We start from the raw sequence: 23,806 nt of genomic DNA on the forward strand, positions 1-23,806 counted from the left end.
CTTGTGATGGACAACCGGGAGCAATCAACTTTGATTCAGGACAGTGCGACGCCGGGCGAAGCGTGGAGCATTATGCAGACGCCTCCCGTCACGACCCTTGCGCACCCCAGGCGCGCCAGCTCGTTTCGCTGCCGCGCCACAGTCTCTCCTGCCGCCCCTTGGAGCGCGCCTCACCGCCACCACAATGCAGCTCCATTCACCGCGCACTTGAAAGACGCTGGCATGAGACCTCTCCTTGGCGGGGTGATTCTGGGAAGCGCCTGCTGGACAGCAGGGCTGCCGGTCGCCTTTGCGCAGGCGCCCAGCGAAGAGGAAGAACTCGCACAGATCTACGGCGACAAGACGACCATCAGCATCGCCACCGGCGCGGCCCAGGCCCTGCGCCGCGCGCCGGCCGTCGCCACCGTGATCACGGCCCAGGACATCGCGGCCATGGGTGCGACGGGCATCGATGAAGTGCTGGAGAGCGTGCCCGGCATCCACGTGAGCCGCAGCAGCAATACCTTTGCGCCTCTCTACCTCGTTCGAGGCATCCACAGCGAATTCAACGCGCAGACATTGATGTTGCTCAACGGCGTGCCGTTGACCACCCTCTTCGTTGGCAACCGCGGCCTGGGTTGGGGTGACATGCCGGTGGAAAACATCGCGCGCATCGAGATCATCCGCGGGCCTGGTTCGGCGCTCTATGGCGCCGATGCGTTTTCAGGCGTCATCAACGTCATCACCAAGACGGCGGCCGACATCGGCGGCGCGGACCTCGGCCTGCGCGTGGGCTCGTTCAAGAGCCGCGATGGCTGGCTGCAGTACGGTGGCAAGCTGGGCGGCTATGACGTGGCAGCCTACGTGCGTGCGGGCAGCACCGATGGCCAACGCGAGACCGTCGGCGCCGACCAGCAGAGCTTTCTGGATGGCCTCTTCGGCATCCGGGCCAGCCTCGCCCCAGGGCCCATGAATGTGGGCTTCAAGGCCCTGGATGCCAGCGCAGAGATGAGCCGCGACAAGCTGCGACTGCGCGGCAGCTACAAGCTGCGCGATGACCTGCAGACGGGTGCCGGCGTCGCCGGCGCGCTGGACCCGGTCGGGCGCTACCGGATCGAGCGGGTCACTTCGGACCTGTCCTGGTCGGACATCGAACTCGGCGGCGATTGGCGGGGCACGGCAACAGCCAGCTATCTGCACTACAAGCAGACCTTCAACGTGCCGCTGCAGCTTTTCCCGCCGGGCGCCTTCGGTGGCTCGTTCCCCAAGGGCATGCTGGGTGCACCCAACACCTGGGAAAAGCAGATCCGCCTCGCGGCGGTGGCGTCCTACGGCGGCTTCAAAGGCCACAGCGTGCGCATCGGTGTCGGCCACGACGACCTCGACATGTACCGCACGCAGGAGTTCAAGAACTTCACCATCATTCCCAGCGGCCCCGCCATCGGCCTCCCCGTTCCTCTGCCCACCGGCCAGGTCCAGGAATTCCCTAGCGCGCAGTCCTTCGCCGAGCCGCACCGGCGCACGGTGAGCTATCTGTATGCGCAGGACGCATGGCGCATGGCCAAGGACTGGACGCTGACCGCCGGCCTGCGCCATGACCGCTATTCCGACTTCGGCACCACCACCAACCCGCGCGCAGCGCTGGTGTGGGACGCCAACCTCGACCTCACGGTCAAGGTCCTTTACGGGCGAGCCTTCCGCGCGCCGGCCTTCACAGAGCAGTACAGCATCAACAACCCCGTCATCCGGGGCAACGCCGCGCTCAAGCCCGAGACGATCAGCACCTGGGAGGCCGCGTTCTCCTGGCAGGCCCGGCCGGACACCCAGCTCAACCTGAGCCTGTTCCGCTACGACATGAAGGACATCATCCGCACCACCGACAGCGGCGGCGGCGGGGCTCAGTTCAACAACATCGGCGCCCAGCACGGCAGCGGCTTGGAGCTGGAAGCGCAATGGGACGTGAGCCGCAAACTGCGCCTGAGCGGCACCCTCGCGCTGCAACGCTCCATCGAGGACATGACGGGCACCGACGCAGGCTATGCCCCGCGCCAGCACCTGAATGCCCGGGCCGACTGGAGCATCACCCACGGTTGGCTGCTGAGCGGGCAGGTCAACCACGTGGCCGAACGCAAGCGCTCCGCCGGGGACGCTCGCGCGCCGATTCCCGACTACACCACCGCCGACCTCACCTTGCGCACCGGCAAGAGCAGGGGCCAATGGGATTTCGCGTTCTCGGTGCGCAATCTGTTCAACGCCGACGCCCGCGAGCCCAGCATGGCACCCGGGCTCGGCCTGCCGCAAGACATTCCGCTGGCGCGGCGTTCGCTCTACGTCCAGGCGGCCTACCACCTTTGAGCCTTTGAAGAGCGCAGCGGGTCGCGCGTGCAGAGTTCACGAAACGCGCCCCCCTACCCTCACGCGGCTGCACTTGGGCCCCATGGCAGCGACATCACAATACGCGCCCACCACCCCCTCCTCGGAGAAGCTGGCAATGCGACGTTCCTTTGGCCTGGTGTTCCTCGGCGGCGCTTGCTGGGCGGCGTCGCTGCCCGCTGCCCTCGCGCAGACACCGAGCGAAGAAGACGAACTGGCCCAGGTCTATGGCGACAAGACCACCGTCAGCATTGCCACGGGCGCCGCGCAATCGCTGCGCCGCGCGCCGGCGGTGGCCACCGTCATCACCGCCCAGGACATCGCCAACATGGGCGCCGTCGACCTGGACCAGGTGCTGGAGACGGTCCCTGGCCTGCACGTGAGCCGCAGCAATCTCGCCTACTCGCCGCTCTATCAGATCCGCGGCATCGTCAGCGAGTTCAACCCCCAGGTGCTGATGCTGCAGAACGGCGTGCCCATGACGACGCTTTACGTCGGCAGCCGCGGCGTCGTCTGGGCCGGGCTGCCGGTGGCCAACATCGCCCGCATCGAAGTCATCCGCGGCCCGGGCTCGGCGCTCTACGGGGCCGATGCCTATGCGGGCGTCATCAACATCGTCACCAAGGGCGCGGCCGACATTGCCGGCACCGAGGTCGGCGCCTCGCTGGGGTCGTTCTCGACGCGCGATGTCTGGTTCCAGCACGGCGGCAAGCTCGGCCCGGTGTCGGTAGCCGCCTTCCTGCGCAGCGGCCGCAGCGATGGCGCCCGCGAGGTGATTCCAAGCGATGCCCAGACCGGCTTCGATGCCCTCTTCGGCACACACGCCAGCCTGGCCCCCGGCCGCACCAGCCTGGGCTATGACGCGCTGGATGCCGGCCTGGAGCTGGCGCTGGGCGAGTGGCGCCTGCAGGCCGGCCACAAGCGCCGCACCGACGTGGGCACCGGCGCCGGCGCTTCCGGTGCGCTGGACCCGGTCGGCCGTGTGGCGTCCCAGCGCAGCCACGCCAACCTCGCGCTCAACAACCTGGCGCTGGGCCAGGACTGGCGGCTCAACCTCAATGCCAGCGCGCTGAGCTACGTCCAGCAACTGCCGGCGCCGGTGGTGATCTTTCCAGCCGGGGCCTTCGGCGGCGCCTTCCCCAACGGCATGCTCGGCTCGCCCAACACCTGGGAGCGGCAGACCCGCCTGGGCGCGGCGCTGGTCTATGCCGGATGGTCGGGCCACCAATGGCGCATCGGCCTCGGCCATGACGACCTCAACCTCTACCGCACCCGCGAGTACCGCAATTTCTCCCTCATCACCTCGGGACCGCTCACCGGCCTGCCCATCCCGTTGCCCAGCGGCCAGGTCGAGCTGGCGCCGGTGGCCGAATCCTTCCTCGCACCGCACCGGCGCCGGGTCAGTTATGCCTATGTGCAGGACGAATGGAGCTTCGCCAAGGACTGGACCCTGACCGGTGGTGTGCGGCACGACCGCTACTCCGACTTCGGCAGCACCACCAACCCGCGGCTGGCGCTGGTCTGGGACGCCAGCCTCGATGTCACGGCCAAGCTGCTCTATGGCAGCGCCTTCCGCGCCCCGTCGTTCGACGAGCAGTACGGCGTCAACCCTGTCACGGCCGGCAATGCCAACATCCAGCCCGAGCGCATCAAGACGCTGGAGGCCGCCGTGCAATGGCAGCTGCAGCGCTCGCTGCAGGTCGGCGTCAACCTGTACAGCTACCGGATGAGCGACCTCATCAAGACCACGCCCAACCCGGCACCCGCACCCGGCGCGACCTACCGCAACGCCTTCGAACGGCGTGGCCATGGGGGCGAGCTGGAGTGGACCTGGGACGCCCAGCGCGACCTGCGCCTTGCCGGCGGCTATGGCTACCAGCGATCCATCGAGTTGCAGACCGACACCCCGGCCGGCTACGCGCCGACCCATCATCTGAACGCCCGCGCCGACTGGGCACTGCGCAACGGGTTGAACATCAACGCCCGCATCAACCACGTGTCTGCGCGTGCCCGTGCCGCGGGCGACAACCGCCCGCCCGTGCCCGGCAGCACGACGCTGGACCTGACCTTGCGCCTGCCGGCGGTGCGTGAAGGCTGGGACCTGAGCCTGGCTGCGCTCAACCTCTTCGATGCCGATGTGCGAGAGCCCAGCCGCCCCAGCGCGGGCATCGCCGACGACCTGCCCCTGCCGCGGCGCGCCTTCCACCTGATCGCCAGCTACCGGTTCTGAGCGCCCCCAGCCCGCCTTCCGAGGGGGTCAAGACAACTTGGGGCGGCCCGGCGTTTTCTTGTGAGCCCGCCCGGGCCAGGCGCGCTTGGGCACGCCCTCGTAGCGGATGTGTTCGCAGGACAGCGGGAACAAGGCGCCTGCCGGGCGCTCGGCCGCCTCGACGGCACAGGGCGGTATGCCGGCCATCGCCATGGGCACCTGGAAATGGTGGAACTCCACCACGCTGAACCCCAGGTCGGCCGCCAACGCGGCAGCCATGGCCGCGTAGTTCATCTTCAGCCGCGGATCGCGTGCGCACAGCAGCGCCTCGACCTGCCGGGCCAGCGCGAGGTGCGGACCGTCGGCCAGCCCCTGCTCGCGCGCGATCTCCTGCAGCCATGGCAGCCGCTCGTCGGTGGCATGGATCGGGCGGCCGTAGCCGTAGATCCGGCGCTCGGCCAGCTCGGCCGCCACCACGGACTCCAGGGCCTCCCCCCGCGCCACCCGTTGGCAAGCACTGCGCAGGAAGTCGATGGCGCGCACGCAGGGGTGGCCGCCGTAGACGGTCGCCTCGCACATGCCCAGCGCCGCCGCAACGGCCAGCGACGGCGTGCTGCGCGCTGAAGCGGCCAGCCCGGCCACGCGGTTGTTCCACAGCCGCACATCGGCGTAGCTGGTGCCGACCCAGAGCGCATGCATCAGCTTGAGCGCCGCCGGCCCGTAGCGCCGCCCGGTGATGCCGAACACGAACAGGTCCATCCAGTCCGCGCGGCCGAGGTCGGCGTGCTGGTCATGGCCACGGAACACGGCCCGCGTGCCGACGAAGGCCTTGCCGGCCCAGCTCGGCGGACGGTCGGTGCTGTTCATGCGGCCTCCCGGCCCAAGGGGTCGTTGACGAGGTCCAGATCGAAGAAAGGGAATTGCTTGGGCCCGAGCGCCTGCTGCTCCAGCGCATGCGCGACCGAGCCCGGCAGGCGCAGCAGCAGATGCAGCATCTCGGCCTGGGCGGGCGTGAAGCCCAGGTCGGCCAGCGCCGCGGCGGCCACGCCGGTCATCGCCAGGGGCGCCTGTGCCGCCGCTTCCAGGGCCGCGCGGTGCGCCAGCAGCCAGTCCAGGCAGGCACCGCCCCCGAGCGCCACCAGGCGCTCCAGCGACGCCCCGATCCACGGCGACGCCGCCGTGGCCGTGGGGTCGAAACCCGGCACGTGCTCGGTGCGCGGCCAGATGCTCGCCACGCCGGGCGCCGCTCCACGCCGCGCCTCGCAGGCCGCCTGCCAGCCGCCGAGATCGCGGCCGAGCTGCTGCCAGGCCGTCACCGCGGCATGGACCTCGCGCGCGCCGCCGAGCTGGCCCGCGCCCACGGCCAGGGCAGCCATCAGCGTGGCGGCGGCCGTAGACCCGGTGCTGCCGGCGCACATCGCCGCGTGCACGGCGGGGTCACGCGGCCCCGGGTTGGCCAGCAGCACGGCCAAGGCCTCCAGCAGCCGCACCTGAGACGCGTCGGGAGCTTCGCCGCGCAACAGCAGGAAGAGCATCTCCACCCAGCCCGCCCGGCCCAGCAGGTCGCCGGCCACGTCGTACCCATGGCAGTAGGCCGCCTGCGTGACGCCGGGATGCCCAGGCACGGCGTCCTCTAGCCAGATGCGCGTGCGCAGCTGCGGCCGCACCACGTCGCCGACGGCGCTCACCGCGCCGTCCCGAGGGTGCGCATGCGCAGATTCATCGGCGGCACTTCCTCGCCGTCGATGCGGATGTCCAGCAGCGTCGGGCCCTGGCGCGACAGCAGCGCGTCGAAGTCCAGCGCGTCCAGCTCGGCCGAAGAGCGCACGACGATGCCCGGGATGCCCATGGACTGCGCCATCAGCGCGAAGTCGACCTTGGGCAGCTGGAAGCCGATGGGCTCGGCGCCGGCCAGGCGCTGGCCATGCTTGACCATGCCCAGCGCGCCGTCGTTCAGCACCACATAGAGGACCGGCAGGCCCATCTCGGCGGCGACGGTGATCTCCTGGCCGTTCATCAGATAGCTGCCGTCGCCGGTCAGGCAGACGACCGGGCAGCGGCGGTTGGCCATGGCGATGCCGACGGCCGAACCGATGGCCCAGCCCATGGGCGCGAAGTCCATCGTCACGCGCAGCCAGCTCGAGGTGCGCGTGCGCCTCTCCTTGCCGGCCGGCAGATAGGCGCTGCCCGGCATGCGGGCGCGCTGGTCGTGGGGCGCGAGGTAGTGCACGGCCCAGGCGGCGCTGTTGCCGGCGTCGGCGACGAAGCGGGTCTGCGGCGGGCAGCGCTCGCCCAGCGTGGCGACGAGGCGCTGCGGCTTGACCGGCGCGCTGTCGCTGTGCAGGGCCTCGGGGCTGTCGACCATGGCCTCGTAGGCCTGGCGGGCGACCTGCGGATGCATGAAGGGCAGCAGCTCAGCGTCCTGGGGCGAGTTGAGCAGGGCCAGCAGTTGCTCGCAGACCGACTTGATATGGCCGCGCACATGCAGGCGGGCCATCGGCGAGCGCATCAGGTTCTCGTCGCTGTCGTCCACATGGACGAGGCGGCTGTTCAGCAAGGCCGTCGACCAGCCGCCGCTGTTGAATTCACCGAAGCCCGTGCCCAGCGCGACGACGAGGTCGGGCTCGCCCTGCAGCAGCTCGGCCGCGCTGGCGTGGCCGCCGAAGCCGAACACGCCGCGGAAGCGCGGATGGCGCGGATTGATGAAGCCCTTGCCGTCGGGCGTCGTGATGAAGTTGCCGTCGGTGCGCTGCACCAGCTGCATCAGGTCGCCGGCGGCCTCGCCGCAGCCGTCGCCGATCAGCCAGACGGGCTGACGGGCCGAGAACAGCTGCCGGGCCAGCTGGCGCACGGCGGGCAGGTCCACCAGGGCCGGCGCACGGCGCAGCAGGCCAGCGAAATCTGGGGTTTCCATGTCGCTGGAAATAGGGGCTCGCAGGATGTCCACGGGAATGGACAGGTGGCTCGGGCCGCTGGGCGAACGCTGGGCCTGCATCAGCGCATTGAAGAGCTTGGTGGGCAGCTGTTCCGCATGCGAGACCAGGGAGTTGTAGCGCGTGCAGGGGCGGAACATCGCCATCGTGTTGATGCCCGTGCAGCTGGACTCCTGCAGCGCGCCCTTGCCGAAGTTCTTGATCGGCGGCTGGCCCGTGATGACCAGCATGGGCACGTTGTTGTCATAGGCGCAGGCCACGCCGGTGATCAGGTTGGTGGCGCCCGGCCCCGAGGTGGCGATGCACACGCCCAGCTTGCCGGTCTCGCGGGCATAGCCATCGGCCATATAGGCCGCGCCCTGCTCGTTGCGGGCCACGATGGCCTGCGGGCCGCCGCGGCGGGCGCTGCGCGCCAGCGCGTTGTACAGCGGCTCGATGGCGCCACCCGGCACGCCGAAAACATATTCGACGCCCAGCGCCGCCAGTGCGTCGACCAGCAGGTCGGCAGCGTCACGCACGAGGGGCTCATGTCCCGAAACGGACGAAGAGTCTTGCGCCTCGGTATAGAACGGGGCGAGAGCAGTGTTGGATTCCACGGTGCAGCAGGCGATGGACTTCGTAACAGGCCGCAGGCCCGTACGAGGTCGGGGGAAACAAAAGAGCCCACCAAGGTGGACTCACGGATGGCCGTGGACACAAGGCCCGAACGGCTCGCTCCCCCCTGCTGCGCGCATGGGCTCAAGGCCCTGCGTCATCTATTTGGTGATGCATGAATGCGTTTACATCCAGCGATCGCGACTGTATCCAATTGATACATTTGCTACATCCCCCGAATGCGGGCAACCCCGACCCCTCGGGGTCAGGGCTTGACCCGCGCTCCCGTAAGTTGGGCGACAGCTGCAAGTGTTGTCTGCGCCGCGTTGAGGCCGAGCAGGAAGTCCTTGTCCGAGTAGGTCGAGTACAGGTCGGTGGGCTGATGCCAGTGCGGATTCCAGCCCGCGCCGATCTGCATGCCGCGCTCGTTCTCGCGCACGGAGATGGCCGGCGCGTGGTCCATGAAGGGGACGGAGTCGGTGTTGGTCATGCGGTTGCCCACGGCCGCCGGATAGTCGGTCGCGTATTTCTCGTTGGCCGCACGCATCGCCCACGCCAGCTTGGCGGCGCCGTCCGCGAACTTCGAGTTCACCTGGAACTCGACATTGACATCCGCCTCGGCGCGCTGTTCCTTCGGCGCGGTGTAGACGGGCTGGCCGCGGGCATCCAGCACCGGCTTGCCGGCGGCGTCCAGCTTCGGAATGGGCATGCCGTGGTCGAAGAGCAGCATGTCGTGCTGGATCACGCCCAGCCACTTGGGCTCCGGATAGCGGCCCGAGCCCTTGGGCGACTCGATGCCCTGCAGGTCCTTGCGCTGCTCGACATAGGCGTGGGCGCCATTCAGGCCGGTCTCCTCGTTGTTCCAGAGGATGAAGCGGATGGAACGCTCCGTCGTCACGCCGGGCGCGTTGAAGATGCGCGCCAGCTCCATGACCAGGGCCGTGCCCGAGCCATCGTCGTTGGCCGCCTCGCCGAAGCCGATGCCGTCCATGTGGGCGGACACGATGACCATCTCGTCGGGCCGGGCCGTGCCGACCTTGGTGCAGTAGACGCTCTCGCGCGGCGAGGTGCCCAGCTGCGTCTGCTCGGCGTTCAAGGCGCGCAGACGCTCGTCCGGCTGGGCCAGGGGGTCGGTGTTGACGCCGATGGGCGCGCGCTTGCCGAACAGGGTGCCGCCGCCCTGGGCCGCCGGACCGGCGGCACGCACGGGTTGCAGTTGCACGGGGCCGCGCTTGGCGGGCTCGGTGAAGTCATAGCGCAGGCGTTCGGTGTTCGTGCAGCCATGGCTCTTGAGCTGGGCCTCGATCCAGTCCAGGGCCGCGCGGTTGCGCGCCGTGCCCTGGCGGCGATCGCCGAACTGGGTCAGGCCCTTGATCGTGGCCTTGTACTTGTCCAGCTCGAGCTGGTTGACGAGGGTGGCGACGGGGTCGGCCTCCACGGTTTGAGCGTGCACTGAACCGAGGGCGGCGAGCAGCGCGGTGAGAGCGAGAGCGTTCTTGAGAATCATGGGCGCATCCTAGATGGGCAGGTTCGCCGACAGCAGCAATGCTGGCTCCCCGCGATCGTCGGGGTCGGTGACGATCAGCAGCTCCAACGTGCCGCCCTCGACCCGCGCCACGATCCCCTCGGCCTTGCAGCGCAGGGCCAGCGGCCAAACGCCCAGCAGCAGACCGTCTGCCGCGACGAGGCCGACAGCCGAGCCGCGGCAGGGGCCATCGGCATAGTTGTCGTCGGTGGCTTCGGCCGCGGCGCAGAACACCCAGCCGCCATCGGGCAAGGCGGTGCCGTCGGTGAAGCACAAGGGCACGCCGTCGATGTCGCCGAGCTCATAGGGTGTGCTGGACAGGGCCGCCGGCAGCGGCCCGCCCGTGAGCCAGGCCTGCGCCGCCGCCCAGTCGAAGGCGATCATCAAGTTGTCGGGTTTGGCCGCGTTGCCGCGCTGAAGCAGGCAGAACCGGCCGGCGCTGACAAAGCCGCCCTCGATGTTCAGCTGCGCGTGCCGGACGTGCAGGGGCTCGTACAGCGGCGCCAGGTCGATCTCCCGCGCCGGCCGCATCAGCTCACCCACCGGCCCCAGCTCCAGCAGGGCCGCGCGCTGGCGCTGCGGGCGTGAGCCTGAGCCCAGGGCCAGCAGCCCGCCATCCGGAAAAGCGCCGCAGACGGGCAAGGCCACCAGCGCCTCCAGGTCAGGCTTGGCATCCTTGCGTGCCTTGGCCTGCTCGGGCAATTCACCAGCGAACAGCGGAATCAATGCGCCCCCGCCCTGCCCTGCCATGTCGAACACGCCGAGACTGTGCTCGTCGTCAGCCACGACATACAGGCGCGGCCCGACGCGAGCCACGCCGCTGGCGGCGCTGAGGTGGCCCGATTCCAGCGACAGCGTCCGCACCACCTTCACATCCAGCATCGCGCCTCCCGCAGCCTTGCGAGCCATCCTAGCCGCCCCATTCCAGAGGGATTCCCGGCCTTGTCCTCTCGCGGGCCGCCCACAGCTGACGGGCCATGTTCTTCTTCCGACACCCTCGACCCGTCGTCGACCCTCGGCCGGTGGCCGAGCAGCACGTGCAGGTCAAGCTGGCGGTGCTGCCGGCGCTGACCGAGCTCAGTTCAGGCCAGCTTTGTCCAGGCCGAAGGACTTGTCCATCGAGCCCGGCGCATTGCGAACCGCCACATTCATGCGGTTCCAGCCGTTGATGGCGGCGACGCGCCAGGTCAGCTCGGACAGCTCCTCGGGCGAGAAATGCTCGCTGACCTCGGCATAGGCGGCGTCGGAGACGCCCTCGGCCGGGATCTGGGTCAGCAGTTCGGTCCAGGCCAGGGCGGCACGCTCCTTGGGCGTGAACAGCGTCGACTCGCGCCAGATGGCCACATGGTGCAGGCGCAGTTCACGCTCGCCATGCATCTTGGCCTGCTTGACGTGCATGTCCAGGCAGAAGGCGCAGCCATTGAGCTGGGAGGCGCGGATGTCGATCAGCACGGACAGGGTCTTGTCCATGTTGAAGGCCATGCTGAAGGCCATGTACTTCTTGGACAGGTCGGCGGACTGGCGGAAGTAGTCGAGGCGGGCGGTGTGCGTGCTCATGGCGATGTCCTTGGGTGTGGCGGGCCGGCGGAAGTCGCCGGCCTCACACTCAAGACGGATCAGCTTCGCCGTTTGTGACACGCATGCGGATGCCACTGAGCTTGTCAGGGTTGCGCTGGATGTAGACGGCACCCACCTGGCCTGCTTGCGCGGCCGGCGCGAGGGCAATGGTCTGTACCAGGCGGCCGCCGTTGGCGTCGTCGATGATGAGCACGCCCGGCAGGCCGTTGACATTGGTGGGCACCATGCGCCAGCCGCGGCTGGTGGGCATCTGCGCAAAGCCGATGAAGATGCGCGCCACCTGGGCGCCACCGTGCAGGGGCTTGGGCACGGCAGCGACCTTGCCGCCGCCGTCGGCCATCATGACGGCATCCTCGCTGAGCAGCTGGGCCAGGGCCGACACGTCCTGGCTGCGCACGGCATCCATGAAGGCGCCGACGAGGCGGTCCGCCTCCTCCTTGGCCACCTCGCGCCGCGCGTAGTCGGCCTTGATGTTCTTGCGCGCCCGGCTGATGAGCTGGCGGCAGGTCGCCTCGTTGCGATCGAGATGGCGGGCGATCTCGTCGTAGTCCATGTCGAACACATCGTGCAGCAGGAAGGCCGCGCGCTCCAGCGGCGACAGCCTCTCCAGGGCCAGCATGAAGGCGATGGACACATCCTGGGCGAACTCGGCCTGCTTCTCGGGGCCGGGCGCCCAGCCGAACAGGGCCTCGTCCTCCAGCATGGGCTCGGGCAGCCAGACGCCGACGTACTGCTCGCGCTGCACGGCGGCCGAGCGCAGCCTGTCCAGGCAGAGATTGGTCACCAGGCGCGACAGGAAGGCGCCCTCGTGCTGGACGGTGGCCGCGTCCACCTCGGCCCAGCGCAGCCAGGCCTCCTGCACGATGTCCTCGGCCTCGGCGCGCGAGCCGAGCATGCGGTAGGCCAGCGCGCGCAGGCGGCGCGCATGGTCGCGGTCAAAGCGCAGCGCGCGGGCGGTCGGCGAGAGGTCGTCGGTCATGGCGGGAGTTTCGGGCCTGAACTCCCTCCTGACGGAACAGCCCCCACGTTTGTGACATCAACGCGCGGATTCGACTGCAGCCAGCAGCATCCATGTCGAATGCGGAATCCACTGCTCCACCCAGCGCCACTGCTCGCCGTCGGGCCCCGGACCGAAGGCGATGCCCTCGCCGGTGTCGCTGCCCACCGCACCGGTGATGCCATTGGAGATGCCGCCCGCGAACATGTCGCCGGCGCTGGACGCCACCGTCGGCGGGTTGCGCTTGCCAAAACCGTAGAGCATGGAGATGCCGTAGGGGTTGCGGCCCAGCGTCCAGTCGAGCTGCTCCTGTGCATAGGCCGCCCAGCCCTCGGGCATGCCGGCGCCGAGCTGGCGGCTGGCGGCGGCCATGGCCGTGGTCAGCGAAGCCAGGCGGGCACTCTCGCCCTGCCACCAGTAGCCGGTCTCGTTCTTGTGCGGGATGAAGAAGCCCTCCCTCACCTCGGCCTCGGGCTTGCCCCCCCGGCTGGCGAGCTGGAAGGACTGGCGGGCATAGCCATAGGGATTGGCCACGCGCCGCGTGATGGCGACTTCGTGCTTCAGGGCCGCGGCAATCGCGCCGACCGCCCGGTCGCGGCGGGCCTGCTGGGTCTCGATGTCCACGTAACGGGACAGGCTGAACACCGGCAAGCCGGCTTCGACCGCGTGGTAGTAGGGCCGTGATCCGCCATCGCTGATGAAGCCGCCGGCGGCCGTCTGGCGCGCAATCAGGCTCTCGGCGCGCAGCCGCGCCGCATCCAGGAAGCGCGCCTCGCCCGTCGCGTGGAAGAGCTCGACGGCCGCCATCAGCGCCGTGTAGTCGTCGATGATGTTCTCGAGGCCATTGGCCGTGTATTGCGCGTTGACCTGCTGCAGATGGTCGAAGGCCCTGACCGCGTCGGCCAGATAGGTGGCGCCGCTGAACTCGCCCTGGCGGCCCGAGGTCTTGGCCAGCAGCGAGGCCCGCGCCAGCGCCGCGATGGCCATGCCGCCGCCGGCCCGGTAGGCCGAGCGGTAGAGCCTGGTGTAGGTGCCGTCCTCGCCCTCGTAGCCGACCACCATGCGCTCGGCCTTGTCATCGCCCCATTTGTCGAACACCGTCGTGTAGAAATAGCCTTCGGCGTCGAGGATGCGGTGCAGGTAGTCGGCGCCCCAGAAGGCCTCGTTCTCGGCCCGCTTGAGCAGGCCGGCCTGGCGGTAGAGGTCGCTGGATGCGTGCGCCGTGTAGGCCAGCACCCAGGCCGCCATCGAGGTCTGCTGAGGGTTGAAGAAATTGGCGTAGCCGAGGTGTGACAGGTATTTGCCGGTGTCGCCGCCGGCGTCCTTCCAGCCGCCATGCACGTCGACGAACCTGTCGGTCTCGAAGATGCGGATGCGGCTGTCCCCCTTGCCGGTGTGGCGGCTGCGCTGGAAATAGTCCAGGGTCTTGTCGGCGATGGTCGTGAACAGGGCGCGGTCCTTCACGCTGACCGGCGCGGACGTCACGCGCCTGCCACCCACGCTGGCTTCGACGCGATAGACGCCCGGCTTCTCGATGGCCGAGAAGTCCACCTCGAAATAGCGCTTGCCCGCACCCCAGGCCGAGAACTCGGGCAAGGCCTTCAGCTCGCCCTGGGCCACGACCCTGGCACCGGCCAGCACGCGGTAGCGCCCGGCCTGGGCCGGGCCGGTGGATTCGACGACGGCCTTCTTGGGGCCGACGCGCTCCAGCGCCACCTGGTTGATCTGCACCAGCAGCGGCCCGGTCGGCAGCTGCACCGAGACCGTCGTCACCGGGGCCGCCGCGTCGGCGGCCACCGCCAGTTGCGTGGCGGCCGCCAGGGCCGCTGCGATCAGGATGCGTCGCTTCATTGCCATGCCATGTTCTTGGACCACTTGATGCCCGAGGTCGGGCATTTGCCGCTGTTGTTCGGGTAGCTGCTGTTGATGACGGAGTTGACCGTGCTGACGCTGTTCATGGCCGGGTTCTTCTTGTAGATGTCCAGGGCCATGCTGGCGCGCCAGCAATTGCCCGCATCGTCGCCCAGGCTGGAGGACTTGAGCCAGCGGATGTACTGGTCGGTCAGATAGGTGGCGAAGCAGGTCTCGCTGCTCATGCTGCCGCAGTTGCCGGCGTTCTTGACCGAGGTGAAGGCCGAGACGCTGCCGATGGAGCCGGTGTTGACCTGGACCTGGAAGGCCAGGCCGACGAGGTTGTATTGGTTGAACGCCGTGAAACCAATGCCCTTGAGGGCGCTGAGCACCGGCAGCAGCTTGTCGTTGTTGATGTGCGCGTAATGGCTCATCACATACTGATCCTGCTGGGTGTCGAAGGCCTTCTGCAGGGCCTTGCAGATCTTGGTCAGCGCCGCACGCTTGGTCGAGTTGGAGCGGCTCAGGTTGGGATAGGGGTCGAGCTGGGAGTCGTCGGCCTTGAAATTGCTGGCCGACACGCCGGTGACCTGCACGCCCCAGTTCTTCATGTCGGTGTTGGTGGCGCCCGTCTTGTTCAACACATAGGGGGCGAAGGCATTCTTGAAGTAGTCGGGGAAATCGCCCACCGTCGTCACGCCGACCGGGCCGAAGGTGTTGCCGCGGTAGTCCGAGATGCCGACGCTGGCCTCGTAGTCCACCTCGCAATAGCGCCAGGGGCCGACGTCCTGGTAGTTGGTGGTGCCGTTCTCGGGATAGGCGTCCATGCTGAGCACGGCCTGCCACTGCGCAACGGTCAGCTTGCGGTTCTTGTCGAAGACATTGCCCCAGACGCGCGAGTCGCCCACGGCGATGACGCCGTTGGCGGCGGCCGGCTGCACGGCCGTCACCAGGGCCTGGCCGCTCTCGGTTTCAGTCTTGGTGTAGAGCCAGCCGTCCTGCACGAAGGCCGTGCTCTTGGCTGCCCGGTCGGCCGCGTCGGCCACCGAAGACAGGGCGAGCAGCGCCAGGGCTGCACAGGTAGCGATCCGGAGTGATTGCATGTTCTTGCCTCAACGAGCGTGTGGCGATCAGTGCCACGTTGTGGATGCCCACGAGCGGGTGATGTCGAACAACACGCCGCCGGCGAGGAGCGCAACTTCCCTGCTGGATGCGCCGGGCCAGACCTCGTCCCTCCAACGGGACCATGGGCGGCGAATGTAGGGTCGCCCGGCCTGCCTCGTCAATATTTAAATCCACTGGTTGTATATATTTATTTCAAAGCCGAGGAGCGACGCGGCGCCGGCCCACCTATCATGGGCGCAACGAAAGCGCCTTCACGCACGATGAGAACGACAGGCCGAGGAGCCACCCAACAGTCCAGCGCCCCCTTCAACCGCCGCGTGGTGCTGGACTTCATCCGCCAGCAAGGCGCCGCCTCGCGCAAGGACATCGCCGACATGGTGTCGCTGAGCCCGCAGACGGTGGCCAACATCACCAACGACCTGGAGGCCATCGGCCTCATCGTGTCGCGGCGCCAGAAGGTCGACAAATCGCGCGGCCAGCCCCCCATCGCCTTCGAGCTCAACCCCGAGGCCGGCAATGCCATTGGCATCAGCCTGGAGCCGGGGCGAGCCTCGGCCGCCCTGGTCAACCTCGTCGGCGAGATCCGCAGCCGCTGTGAGGTCGAGATGGACACCAGCGACCGCCAGCAGATGCTGGCGGCCATGCTGCAGCTCGTCGCCCGCCTGCGCCGTGAATCGACCGAGCGCCTGTGGGGCATAGGCGTCGCCCTGCCCGGCCCGCTCGGCCATACCGACATCAGCTTCGTCGGCCCGACGGCCCTGGAAGGCTGGAACGACCTGTCGGTGCTGGACGAGCTGCGCGAAACCACCGGCCTGCCTCTTTTCTACCGCGTCGACAGCGTTGCCGGCGCCCTGGGCGAGACCCTGTTCGGCGTCGCCCGCCACCTCGACGACTTCTTCTACCTCCACCTCGGCCTGGGCCTGGGCGGGGCCCTGGTCATCGGCCGCTCGGCCTATCCCGGCGCCGACGGCAACGCCACCGAGATCGGCCATGTGCCGGTCGTGCCCGGCGGCACGGCCTGCTACTGCGGCAACCGCGGCTGCCTGGAGCGCTATGTCTCCATGCACTCCCTGGCCGAGGCCCTGGGCGTCAGCGACCACGACGTCTGGACCCTGGACCTGGCCGAGCGCCTGCAGCAGCCCGGCGACGAGGCCCTGCACCGCTGGTGCCGCCAGGCCGCCGACCGCCTGCGCGACGCCGTCTGCATCATCGAGAACATGCTGGACCCGCGCTCCATCGTCATCGGCGGCTCGGCGCCCAAGGTGCTGGTGGAGCATCTCGTCGACCTCGCCCTGCCCTGGCACCGCTCGGTGCGCGGCGGCGTGGCGCCGCCCGAGACGCGCATCGTGCTGTCCGACCGCCAGGACGATTCCTCCATCCTCGGCGCCGCCGTGCTGCCCATCTACGAGATGCTGTCGCCACGCCTGGAAGTGCTGCAGCAGGACCGCCGAGGGGACCTCGACGTGGCCGAATTGCTGGGCCACCGGCCGGCCGCCAAGCGCACCGGATAAATATTTCAATCCACTGGATTTATTTATTGACACTGCTTCCGGTGGGCTCCTATAGTCGGCGCCCATGGACACGGACAGAGCCCTTTTTTCCTCCCCTCAGCTCAGCATCGTCGGCGACGTCGGCGTCGACCTGGTACTCGGTTCCCTGGAGGGCTGGCCGAGCATCGGCACCGAACTGCTGATGCCGCGCAGCGAGCTGCGGGCCGGCGGCTCCGGCGCCAACGCGGCCCTCGCCGCCCGCCACATCGGCCAGGCCACCCACCTCATCTCGGCCGTCGGCAACGACCACTTCGGCCACTGGCTGGCCGAGCAATTCAGCGGCATCCGCACCCACCTCGAGGTCTGCGACCGCGAGACCACCATCTCCGTCGGCCTGATGCACAGCTGCGGCGAGCGCAACTTCTTCACCACCCACGGCCATCTGCAGCAGCTGTCGGTCCAGCATGTGCTGAAGCACCTGCACTTCACGCCGGCGCCGTCCATCGCGCTGTTCACGGCGCCCTTCCTGCTGCCGCATCTGCGCCTGCGCTACACCGATCTGCTGGCCGAGGCCGCCTCGCGCGGCTACCGCATCGCGCTGGACACCGGCTGGCCGCCCGAAGGTTGGGATCGCGACGAGGTGATGAGCTGGCTGCCGCATTGCGACCATCTGCTCATCAACGAGCTGGAGGCGCGCAGCATCGCCGGCACCGAAGACCTGGACGACGCGCTGGGCTTGATCGCGAAGGCGCTGAAGCCGGCGGCCAGCCTGGTCGTCAAGGTCGGCGCGCAAGGCGCCCTGGGTATCGAGTCGGGACGGCGCGTCGCGCATGACACCGAGCCGGCCGACATCTTCGACACCATTGGCGCCGGGGACGCTTTCAATGCCGGCTATCTGTCGGCCCGACTGCGCGGTAGCGATCTCGGCGAAAGTCTGGCGGCCGGCTGCCGCACCGCGCGAGCCATCCTCGCCCGCTTCCCTCGCAAGACCATCCGCGCCGGCGAGTTCGCTGACTGCGTCGCGGCCTGAACATCATGAAGCACCGCGCCCTGATCGTCGGCTACATCCTGCTGATCTGGTTCGTGATCTCCTTTGCCACCAACCTGATCGGGCCGCTGATGCCCATCATCATCCAGGACTTCAAGCTCAGCCTGGCGCTGGCCGGCTTCCTGCCCTTCTCCTTCTTCCTGGCCTATGGCCTGGTGTCCGTTCCCGGCGGCATGCTGGTCGAAGCCAAGGGGCCGCGGTTCACCATCCTGATCGCCTTTCTGCTCAACCTGGCCGGCTCGCTGGCCATCGCGATGTGGCCCAGCTATGGCACGGCCATCGCCGGCCTTTTCGTCATCGGCCTGGGCATGGCCCTGCTGCAGGTCGTCGTCAACCCGCTGCTGCGCACGGCCGGCGGCGAGGCCCACTTCGCCTTCTTCTCGGTGATGGGCCAGCTGGTGTTCGGCCTGGCCTCCTTCCTGAGCCCCATGGCCTTCCAGTGGCTGATGGAACGCCCCGGCGCGGCCGGCAGCCCGCTCGTGTGGGTCGCCTTCTACTGGATCTTCACGGCCGGCTTCAGCGTCCTCATCCTGGCCAACCAGACCCTGCCCCTGCCCCAGGTCGAGCTGAAGGACGACGAGCGCGCCGGCGGCTGGGCGGCCTACAAGGAGCTGCTGGCCCAGCGCGACGTGCGCCTGTTCTTCCTGGGCATCATGGCCTATGTCGGCACCGAGCAGATCCTGGCCAACTGGATGTCGCAGTTCCTGGCCAGCTATCACGGCTTCTCGGCCACGGCCGAAGGGGCCGACGCCGTCGCGCGCTTCTGGGGCCTGATGTCCCTGGGCTGCCTGCTCGGCCTGCTGCTGCTCAAGCTGCTGGACTCGCGCGTCGTCCTCGCCGGCTTCGCCGCGCTGGCCATGGGCTGCGTCGGCATCGCGCTGTTCGGCCCGGCGGCCGCGTCGCTGTGGGCCTTCCCGGCCTCGGGCTTCTGCCTGTCGGTGATGTTCTCCATCGTCTTCTCGCTGGGCCTGAATTCCGTGCCCCGCCACCACGGCGCCTTCTCGGGCGTGCTGTGCACCGGCATCCTCGGCGGCGCCGTGGCGCCCCTGCTGGTCGGCGTGCTCGGCGATGCCATCGGCCTGAGAGCCGCCATGACCACCGTCTTCCTGACCCTGGCCTACATCCTGAGCGTCAGCGCCTGGGCCAGGCCTCTGGTGCGCAACGAGACCGTGTCGTTCGCCCAGCTGTTGTCCCAGATCAAGCCCAAACCCGAGGCCTGAGTTTCCAGACGAGCCCGCCGCACGGCCACGCTGCCGGGCCGCGTGCCGCCCCTACAAAACCGAGAAGGAGCCGAGAGCGATGAGAACGAACCGAACTGGATTCCCGACCAAGACCATGACCGCCGCCGCGGTCAGCCTGCTGGCCAGTGCCGCCCTTGCACAGGAGGGCGCGACGACCGAGAAGGACAACAGCAACGCCAGGAACGAGCTGCCCACCGTCACCGTCAGCGCGACGCGCGTCAACTCCAACCTGCTGAAGACGCCGGTGGCCGTCACGGCCATCACCCAGGAGGCCCTGAGCCGCGAGGGCATCCACGATGTGCGCGGCCTGTCCGGCACCATCCCCAACTTCCAGATCTCCTCGGGCGCCGACTCCGGCATCCAGATCAACATCCGCGGCGTCGGCTCGACCAACTTCACCGAGATTGGCGACCCGGCCGTCGGCCTCCATGTCGGCGGCCTGTACTCGCCGCGGCCCCAGGGCGCCCTGGCCCTGATGTTCGACCTCGAGCAGGTGGAAGTGCTGCGCGGGCCGCAGGGCACCCTGTTCGGCCGCAACTCCACCGGCGGCAGCGTCAACATCATCCCGGCCAAGCCCGAGTTCGGCTCGACCTACGGCAATGTCGAGACCGACTTCGGCAACTACCGCAAGCGCCAGGTCAACCTGATCCAGAACATCGCCATCAACGACAAGCTCGCGCTGCGCGCCACCGTCAGCAAGATCACGCGCGACGGCTGGATCAACCAGCAGCAGGATTTCTACGACGCCAACATCCCGGCACACGGCTTCGTCGCCGATGGCATCCCCGACGTCGACCAGCGCCGCAACACGCTGGTCTCCAAGAGCAAGTACTACTACAACCGCGACGAGTGGGCGGCCCGCATCGCCGGCCGCCTCAAGCTCACCGACAACGTCGAATGGCTGCTGGCCTACGAGAAGTTCCAGAACAACGGCGCCGGCGACGTCGCCATGAAGGACTGCGACATGGCCGCCGGCACGGCCTTCGCGTGCACCGGCGGCAAGTGGGACGTGAAGATCAACGTGCCGGGCAAGACCGACATGTCGATCGACACCGTGCGCTCCAACCTGGTGTGGAAGCTCGGCTCCGGCAGCAGCGTCGAATACGGCTTCGCCTATGCCAACCAGAAGCGCACCCAGCAGGCCGACGACGACGGCGGCTACCACCCCCTGCCCAGCCAGGTGACGGCCGCCCTGCCCGTCGGCCATGACGGCGACTGGGGCACCTGGCCCGTCAGCGACATGACCTCGTTCACGCTCGGCTCGACCTACAAGTCCAGCGTGCACGAGCTGCAGTTCAAGCACAGCACCGACACGCTGCAGCTCGTCACCGGCCTGTTCTGGATGCACGAGAAGAACGCCATCGACTACGCGCAGGAGCAGCTCGTCACGGCGCCCTATGGCTTCCCGACCAGCCAGTTCTATCACCAGCCCGACCGCCAGATCGACGCCAAGGCCGTGTTCGCCCAGGCCGACTGGAAGTTCGCGCCGACCTGGACGGCCACCCTCGGCGCCCGCTACAGCGTCGACAAGAAGACCGACAAGGGCGGCCAGGTCTTTGGCGGCTGGGACGGCTCCACGCCGGCCTACTACAACGGCCTCTACCACCCGGGTGAGCCGGGCGAGCCGGGGTTCCGCGCCCACAACGGCCGCGACCTGACCGAGAAGATGGGACCCTTCGCCGGCACCGGCGCCTATGCCGAATGGGGCCCGCCGGCCGGCAACGACAACGCCGAGACCTGGAAGAAGATCACCTACCGCCTGGGCCTGTCCAAGCAGCTGACGCCGCTGGACATGGTCTACACGTCGCTGTCCACCGGCTACAAGGCCGGCGGCTTCGGCGACAAGGATGACCGCTGCGGCGGCCACGACTGCGTGGACGGCCCGGCCGGCCCGCAGTACACCTTCTTCCCCTACAAGCCCGAGACCGTCACCAACTTCGAGATCGGCTACAAGGGCCTGATGCTGAACAAGCGGCTGAGCCTGTCGGCCACGCTGTTCTTCAGCCGCTACAAGGACATGCAGGTCACCGGCGACAACTTCGCCTCGCGCATCAAGCGCACCGAGCCCTGCCCCGAGGACAACCCGACCTGCGACATCGTCACCAAGTGGCAGACCGTCAACGTCGGCGTCGTCACCATCCCGGGCCTGGAGCTGGAGGTCGACTACAAGCCCTGGGCCGGCGCGCGGCTGGGCGCCTTCTTCAGCTACATCAACAGCAAGATGAAGAACTACCCGTCCTACAGCGACACCTGGAACTGCGGTGTGCGCGAGGAGGTGGGCGCCCCGCACTGCCCCGATCCCTACACCGGCCCGAATCGCGAGTTCGCCGGCCGCCAGATCCTGGACATCACCGGCAACCACCTGCCGCTGTCGCCCAAGTTCAGCTTCGGCATCAACTTTGCGCAGAGCTTCATGATGGGCGATGGCTGGGAGCTGACGCCCTGGGTCAACCTGAAGTGGCAGGACAAGATGTATTTCACCCTGCTCAACCTCGACAACCCGCACATCTCCGACGGACAGAAGGCCTTCACCAAGATCGACGCCAGCCTCAAGCTGCAGGCGCCCAAGTACTGGCGTGCCGAGCTCTATGTGCTGAACGCGACCAACAAGATGACCAAGAACGCGGTGCAGGACGGCGGCGGCTTCGTGCGCGGCTACTGGAACGACCCGCGCACCTTCGGCATCCGCGTCGCCGTCGACTACTGAAGCCGCGGCTCAGGGGCAGCGCAACAGGCTGCCCTGCACCGTGCAATGCCCCCGCGGCCCGACCAGCCCGGGGCCGACCCGGGTCATGGTGCTGCCGTCGCTGGTGAGGCAGGTCGTTGCGGTGCAACTGGTCACGGTGACCTGGGGTTCGAAGCGCTGCAGGGGCACGGTCACCGTCGGCGCCGCTGGCGGGCGCGGCGGAACCACCGCAGCGCGAGCCGGCGCTTCAGGCATGACCCAGCTGCGCTGCGAAGGCGGCGGAGACGTCGTCAGCCCGCCGAGGCAGGCATCGGCAACGCGCTTGCGCAGCGGCTGAAGCCGGGCCGCGATGGCCTGGCGGCGCTGGGCGTCAGCAGCCGTTGCCGCGGCCGACGAGGCGCTGGCCGCGATGGCGTCTTCCGCGTCGTTCAGGGCCTTCAGCGCCGTCTGGCAGGCTGGCGAACGGGGCAAGTCCTCGGCCTGCGCGGCCGAGCCGATCAGCAGAGCGAGGGTCAGGAAGAGGCGGGGGGCGGACATGGCATCTCGATCTTGCGCCATTGCGGGCCTGGCCGCTGTAGGCCTTCATCCACCCCTCAGGTCCGACGCAGCCGGTGCACCGCCAGCAGGGCCGCGAAGCCCAGCGCGCCGGCCAGCGCATAGCCCGCCACGCTGGCCGCACTCGCCGCCCCGCTCAGGCCCAGCAGATCCAGGGCGGGGATGCCGACCTTCTGCAGATCGAGGTAGAGGGCGAACAGGAAGAGGGCCAGGAAGGTTCGCGAGCCCTGGGTCAGCCGGCCCAGCAGGGCCGCGACCGCGCTGAGGAAAAACAGGCCGGCGACACAGGCCAGGGCCAGCATGGGCGCGGCATGTCCTGTGCGCAGCAGCGCCGGCAGCACCAGCACCAGGCCGAGGCCGAAGGCCACCAGGGCCTGGCGCCAGCCGCGCTCCAGCGCGCCGCCCGGCGCGGCGCTGGCCAGGGCCAGCGTGCCGCTCTGCAGGTCGCGTGAGCTGACGTCGGATACGGCCAGACCCCAGGCGCCCAGGGTCGCGGCCAGCAAGCCCGGCAGCACCTCCAGCGGCGCCACCGCGCAGGCCACGGCACCCGCCAGCATGGCCAGCGCGAGCAGCGGCTGGCTCAGCAGCACCAGAACCACGTCGGCCAGCCAGCGGCCGGGCAGGCCCGGCAGCCTGGCGCTGGCGCGCAGCAGCAGGCCGAGGGCCTGCGTGAAGGGCCTCAGCAGCGGGCGCAGCAGCCATTGCAGGCCCTGCACGAGGCGCCAGCGGCTGTTCGGGTTGCGCAGCTTGACGCGGTCCGGTGCATAGCGATGGAAGAACATCACGGCCGGCACCAGGGGCAGCAGGGCCACCAGCATCGCCCCGACGCGCAGGGCGATCAGCTCCGACGTCCACAGCCCGCCCGGCATGTGCAGCAGCGGCAGCTGGGGATCGAAGGGCGAGCCGCCGACGCTGATATGGCTCACGTCCATCAGATGGCTCACGCCCACCAGCAGCGGCGAGATGCCATTGACGTCGAAGACCTGCCAGCCGCTCAGGCGCACGGCACCGCCCTGCCCCAGCGTGGCCGGGATGAAGGCGAACTGCGCCATCCACAGCAGCCAGTACAGCAGGTCGCCACGCTTGCCCATCAGCGGCAGCCAGGCGTCCGCCAGCACGGCCAGGCTGGCGCACAGCATCAGCCCGGGCGCCAGGCCCAGCACCAGCATCTGCAGATAGGGCAGCGGCTGCAGCGGCCCCTCGCCGCGCACCAGCTGCAGCACCCAGACGGTCAGCATGACGACGGTGCCCAGCGAGAACAGAAAGCCGAAGGCGCCCAGCCAGCGCGCGCCCAGCAGCTGGGCGCTCTTCACGGGCGTGGCGGCCAGCACGCCGGCGGTGCCGCAGCGCAGGTCTTCCTGGGTGCGCCCGCGCGCCAGGTAGAAGCCCGCCAGGCCGAACAGCAGGGAGGCGATCAGATTGGTCGCGAAGGCCAGGGCCTGGCTCTCGTAGGCGATGCGCTGCTTGTTGGTGACCATCATGGCGCCGCCGCTGCTCGGGTCCAGCACCATCAGCCAGCTGATGCCGACGACGGCCAGCAGGATGACGAGGCTGCTGAGGCGGCGGCTGCGCAGCCGCCATTCGTTCAGCACCAGGGCCTTGTACAGACGCGTAGGCATAGG

17 protein-coding genes are annotated in these 23,806 nt (G+C 68.8%); 6 read left to right on the forward strand and 11 right to left on the reverse strand.

From position 1 onward, the window contains the following. Positions 1 to 6: 6 nt before the first annotated feature. Complete coding sequence (locus tag AC07OY_RS23175) at positions 7 to 2,334, forward strand: TonB-dependent receptor plug domain-containing protein (protein ID WP_495044933.1); 2,328 nt, start codon at positions 7 to 9, stop codon at positions 2,332 to 2,334. 136 nt (positions 2,335 to 2,470) lie between these two features. Next, complete coding sequence (locus tag AC07OY_RS23180) at positions 2,471 to 4,582, forward strand: TonB-dependent receptor plug domain-containing protein (RefSeq protein ID WP_495044934.1); 2,112 nt, start codon at positions 2,471 to 2,473, stop codon at positions 4,580 to 4,582. A 27-nt stretch (positions 4,583 to 4,609) separates the two neighbouring features. Here the strand turns inward: AC07OY_RS23180 and AC07OY_RS23185 are convergent, their stop codons facing one another. The 9 genes from AC07OY_RS23185 to AC07OY_RS23225 all read right to left on the reverse strand — a co-directional run bounded on the left by AC07OY_RS23185 (position 4,610) and on the right by AC07OY_RS23225 (position 15,142). Further along, positions 4,610 to 5,428 (reverse strand): citrate/2-methylcitrate synthase, encoded by an 819-nt coding sequence (locus AC07OY_RS23185; protein ID WP_495044935.1) that lies wholly within the window; start codon positions 5,426 to 5,428, stop codon positions 4,610 to 4,612. Further along, complete coding sequence (locus AC07OY_RS23190) at positions 5,425 to 6,249, reverse strand: citrate synthase family protein (protein WP_495044936.1); 825 nt, start codon at positions 6,247 to 6,249, stop codon at positions 5,425 to 5,427. Before AC07OY_RS23190 ends, AC07OY_RS23185 begins: the two co-directional genes overlap by 4 nt. Beyond that, a complete protein-coding gene (locus AC07OY_RS23195; protein WP_495044937.1) occupies positions 6,246 to 8,012 on the reverse strand; it encodes a thiamine pyrophosphate-binding protein in 1,767 nt (588 codons plus the stop codon). Before AC07OY_RS23195 ends, AC07OY_RS23190 begins: the two co-directional genes overlap by 4 nt. Before the next feature lie 341 nt (positions 8,013 to 8,353). Continuing rightward, on the reverse strand, positions 8,354 to 9,595 hold the full coding sequence (locus AC07OY_RS23200) for a M20/M25/M40 family metallo-hydrolase (RefSeq protein ID WP_495044938.1): 1,242 nt from the start codon (positions 9,593 to 9,595) through the stop codon (positions 8,354 to 8,356). Between the two features lie 9 nt (positions 9,596 to 9,604). Continuing rightward, on the reverse strand, positions 9,605 to 10,495 hold the full coding sequence (locus tag AC07OY_RS23205) for a DUF6929 family protein (RefSeq protein ID WP_495044939.1): 891 nt from the start codon (positions 10,493 to 10,495) through the stop codon (positions 9,605 to 9,607). 195 nt (positions 10,496 to 10,690) lie between these two features. Then, positions 10,691 to 11,170: a carboxymuconolactone decarboxylase family protein gene (locus tag AC07OY_RS23210; protein WP_495044940.1), complete on the reverse strand. Its 480-nt coding sequence runs from the start codon at positions 11,168 to 11,170 to the stop codon at positions 10,691 to 10,693. Between the two features lie 49 nt (positions 11,171 to 11,219). Next, positions 11,220 to 12,170 carry an RNA polymerase sigma factor SigJ gene (gene sigJ / locus AC07OY_RS23215; protein ID WP_495044941.1) on the reverse strand — a complete coding sequence of 317 codons (951 nt, stop codon included), beginning with the start codon at positions 12,168 to 12,170 and terminating at the stop codon, positions 11,220 to 11,222. A 57-nt stretch (positions 12,171 to 12,227) separates the two neighbouring features. Then, positions 12,228 to 14,039: a glycoside hydrolase family 9 protein gene (locus AC07OY_RS23220; RefSeq protein ID WP_495044942.1), complete on the reverse strand. Its 1,812-nt coding sequence runs from the start codon at positions 14,037 to 14,039 to the stop codon at positions 12,228 to 12,230. After that, positions 14,036 to 15,142, reverse strand: coding sequence for a hypothetical protein (locus tag AC07OY_RS23225; protein ID WP_495044943.1), 1,107 nt, complete (start codon positions 15,140 to 15,142; stop codon positions 14,036 to 14,038). The genes AC07OY_RS23220 and AC07OY_RS23225 overlap by 4 nt, the downstream gene beginning before the upstream one ends. A 282-nt stretch (positions 15,143 to 15,424) precedes the next feature. Between AC07OY_RS23225 and AC07OY_RS23230 the strand changes: the two genes are divergently transcribed. The 4 genes from AC07OY_RS23230 (at position 15,425) to AC07OY_RS23245 (ending at position 21,650) form a co-directional block, all read left to right on the forward strand. After that, on the forward strand, positions 15,425 to 16,675 hold the full coding sequence (locus tag AC07OY_RS23230; protein WP_495044944.1) for an ROK family transcriptional regulator: 1,251 nt from the start codon (positions 15,425 to 15,427) through the stop codon (positions 16,673 to 16,675). 64 nt (positions 16,676 to 16,739) lie between these two features. Next, entirely contained in the window at positions 16,740 to 17,684 is a 945-nt protein-coding gene (locus AC07OY_RS23235; protein ID WP_495044945.1) for a carbohydrate kinase family protein, read from the forward strand. 5 nt (positions 17,685 to 17,689) lie between these two features. After that, complete coding sequence (locus AC07OY_RS23240; protein WP_495044946.1) at positions 17,690 to 18,922, forward strand: MFS transporter; 1,233 nt, start codon at positions 17,690 to 17,692, stop codon at positions 18,920 to 18,922. A 79-nt stretch (positions 18,923 to 19,001) separates the two neighbouring features. Next, complete coding sequence (locus tag AC07OY_RS23245; protein ID WP_495044947.1) at positions 19,002 to 21,650, forward strand: TonB-dependent receptor; 2,649 nt, start codon at positions 19,002 to 19,004, stop codon at positions 21,648 to 21,650. A 9-nt stretch (positions 21,651 to 21,659) separates the two neighbouring features. On the opposite strand, the gene AC07OY_RS23250 is transcribed toward AC07OY_RS23245, so the two are convergent. Both AC07OY_RS23250 and AC07OY_RS23255 read right to left on the reverse strand, forming a co-directional pair. Continuing rightward, positions 21,660 to 22,166: a hypothetical protein gene (locus tag AC07OY_RS23250; RefSeq protein WP_495044948.1), complete on the reverse strand. Its 507-nt coding sequence runs from the start codon at positions 22,164 to 22,166 to the stop codon at positions 21,660 to 21,662. Between the two features lie 56 nt (positions 22,167 to 22,222). Continuing rightward, the gene (locus AC07OY_RS23255) at positions 22,223 to 23,803 is read right to left on the reverse strand and encodes a hypothetical protein (RefSeq protein WP_495044949.1); all 1,581 of its coding nucleotides are present in this window, start codon (positions 23,801 to 23,803) and stop codon (positions 22,223 to 22,225) included. Between the last annotated feature and the right edge of the window lie 3 nt (positions 23,804 to 23,806).

This window comes from Roseateles sp. GW821-FHT09H10 (assembly GCF_059415865.1).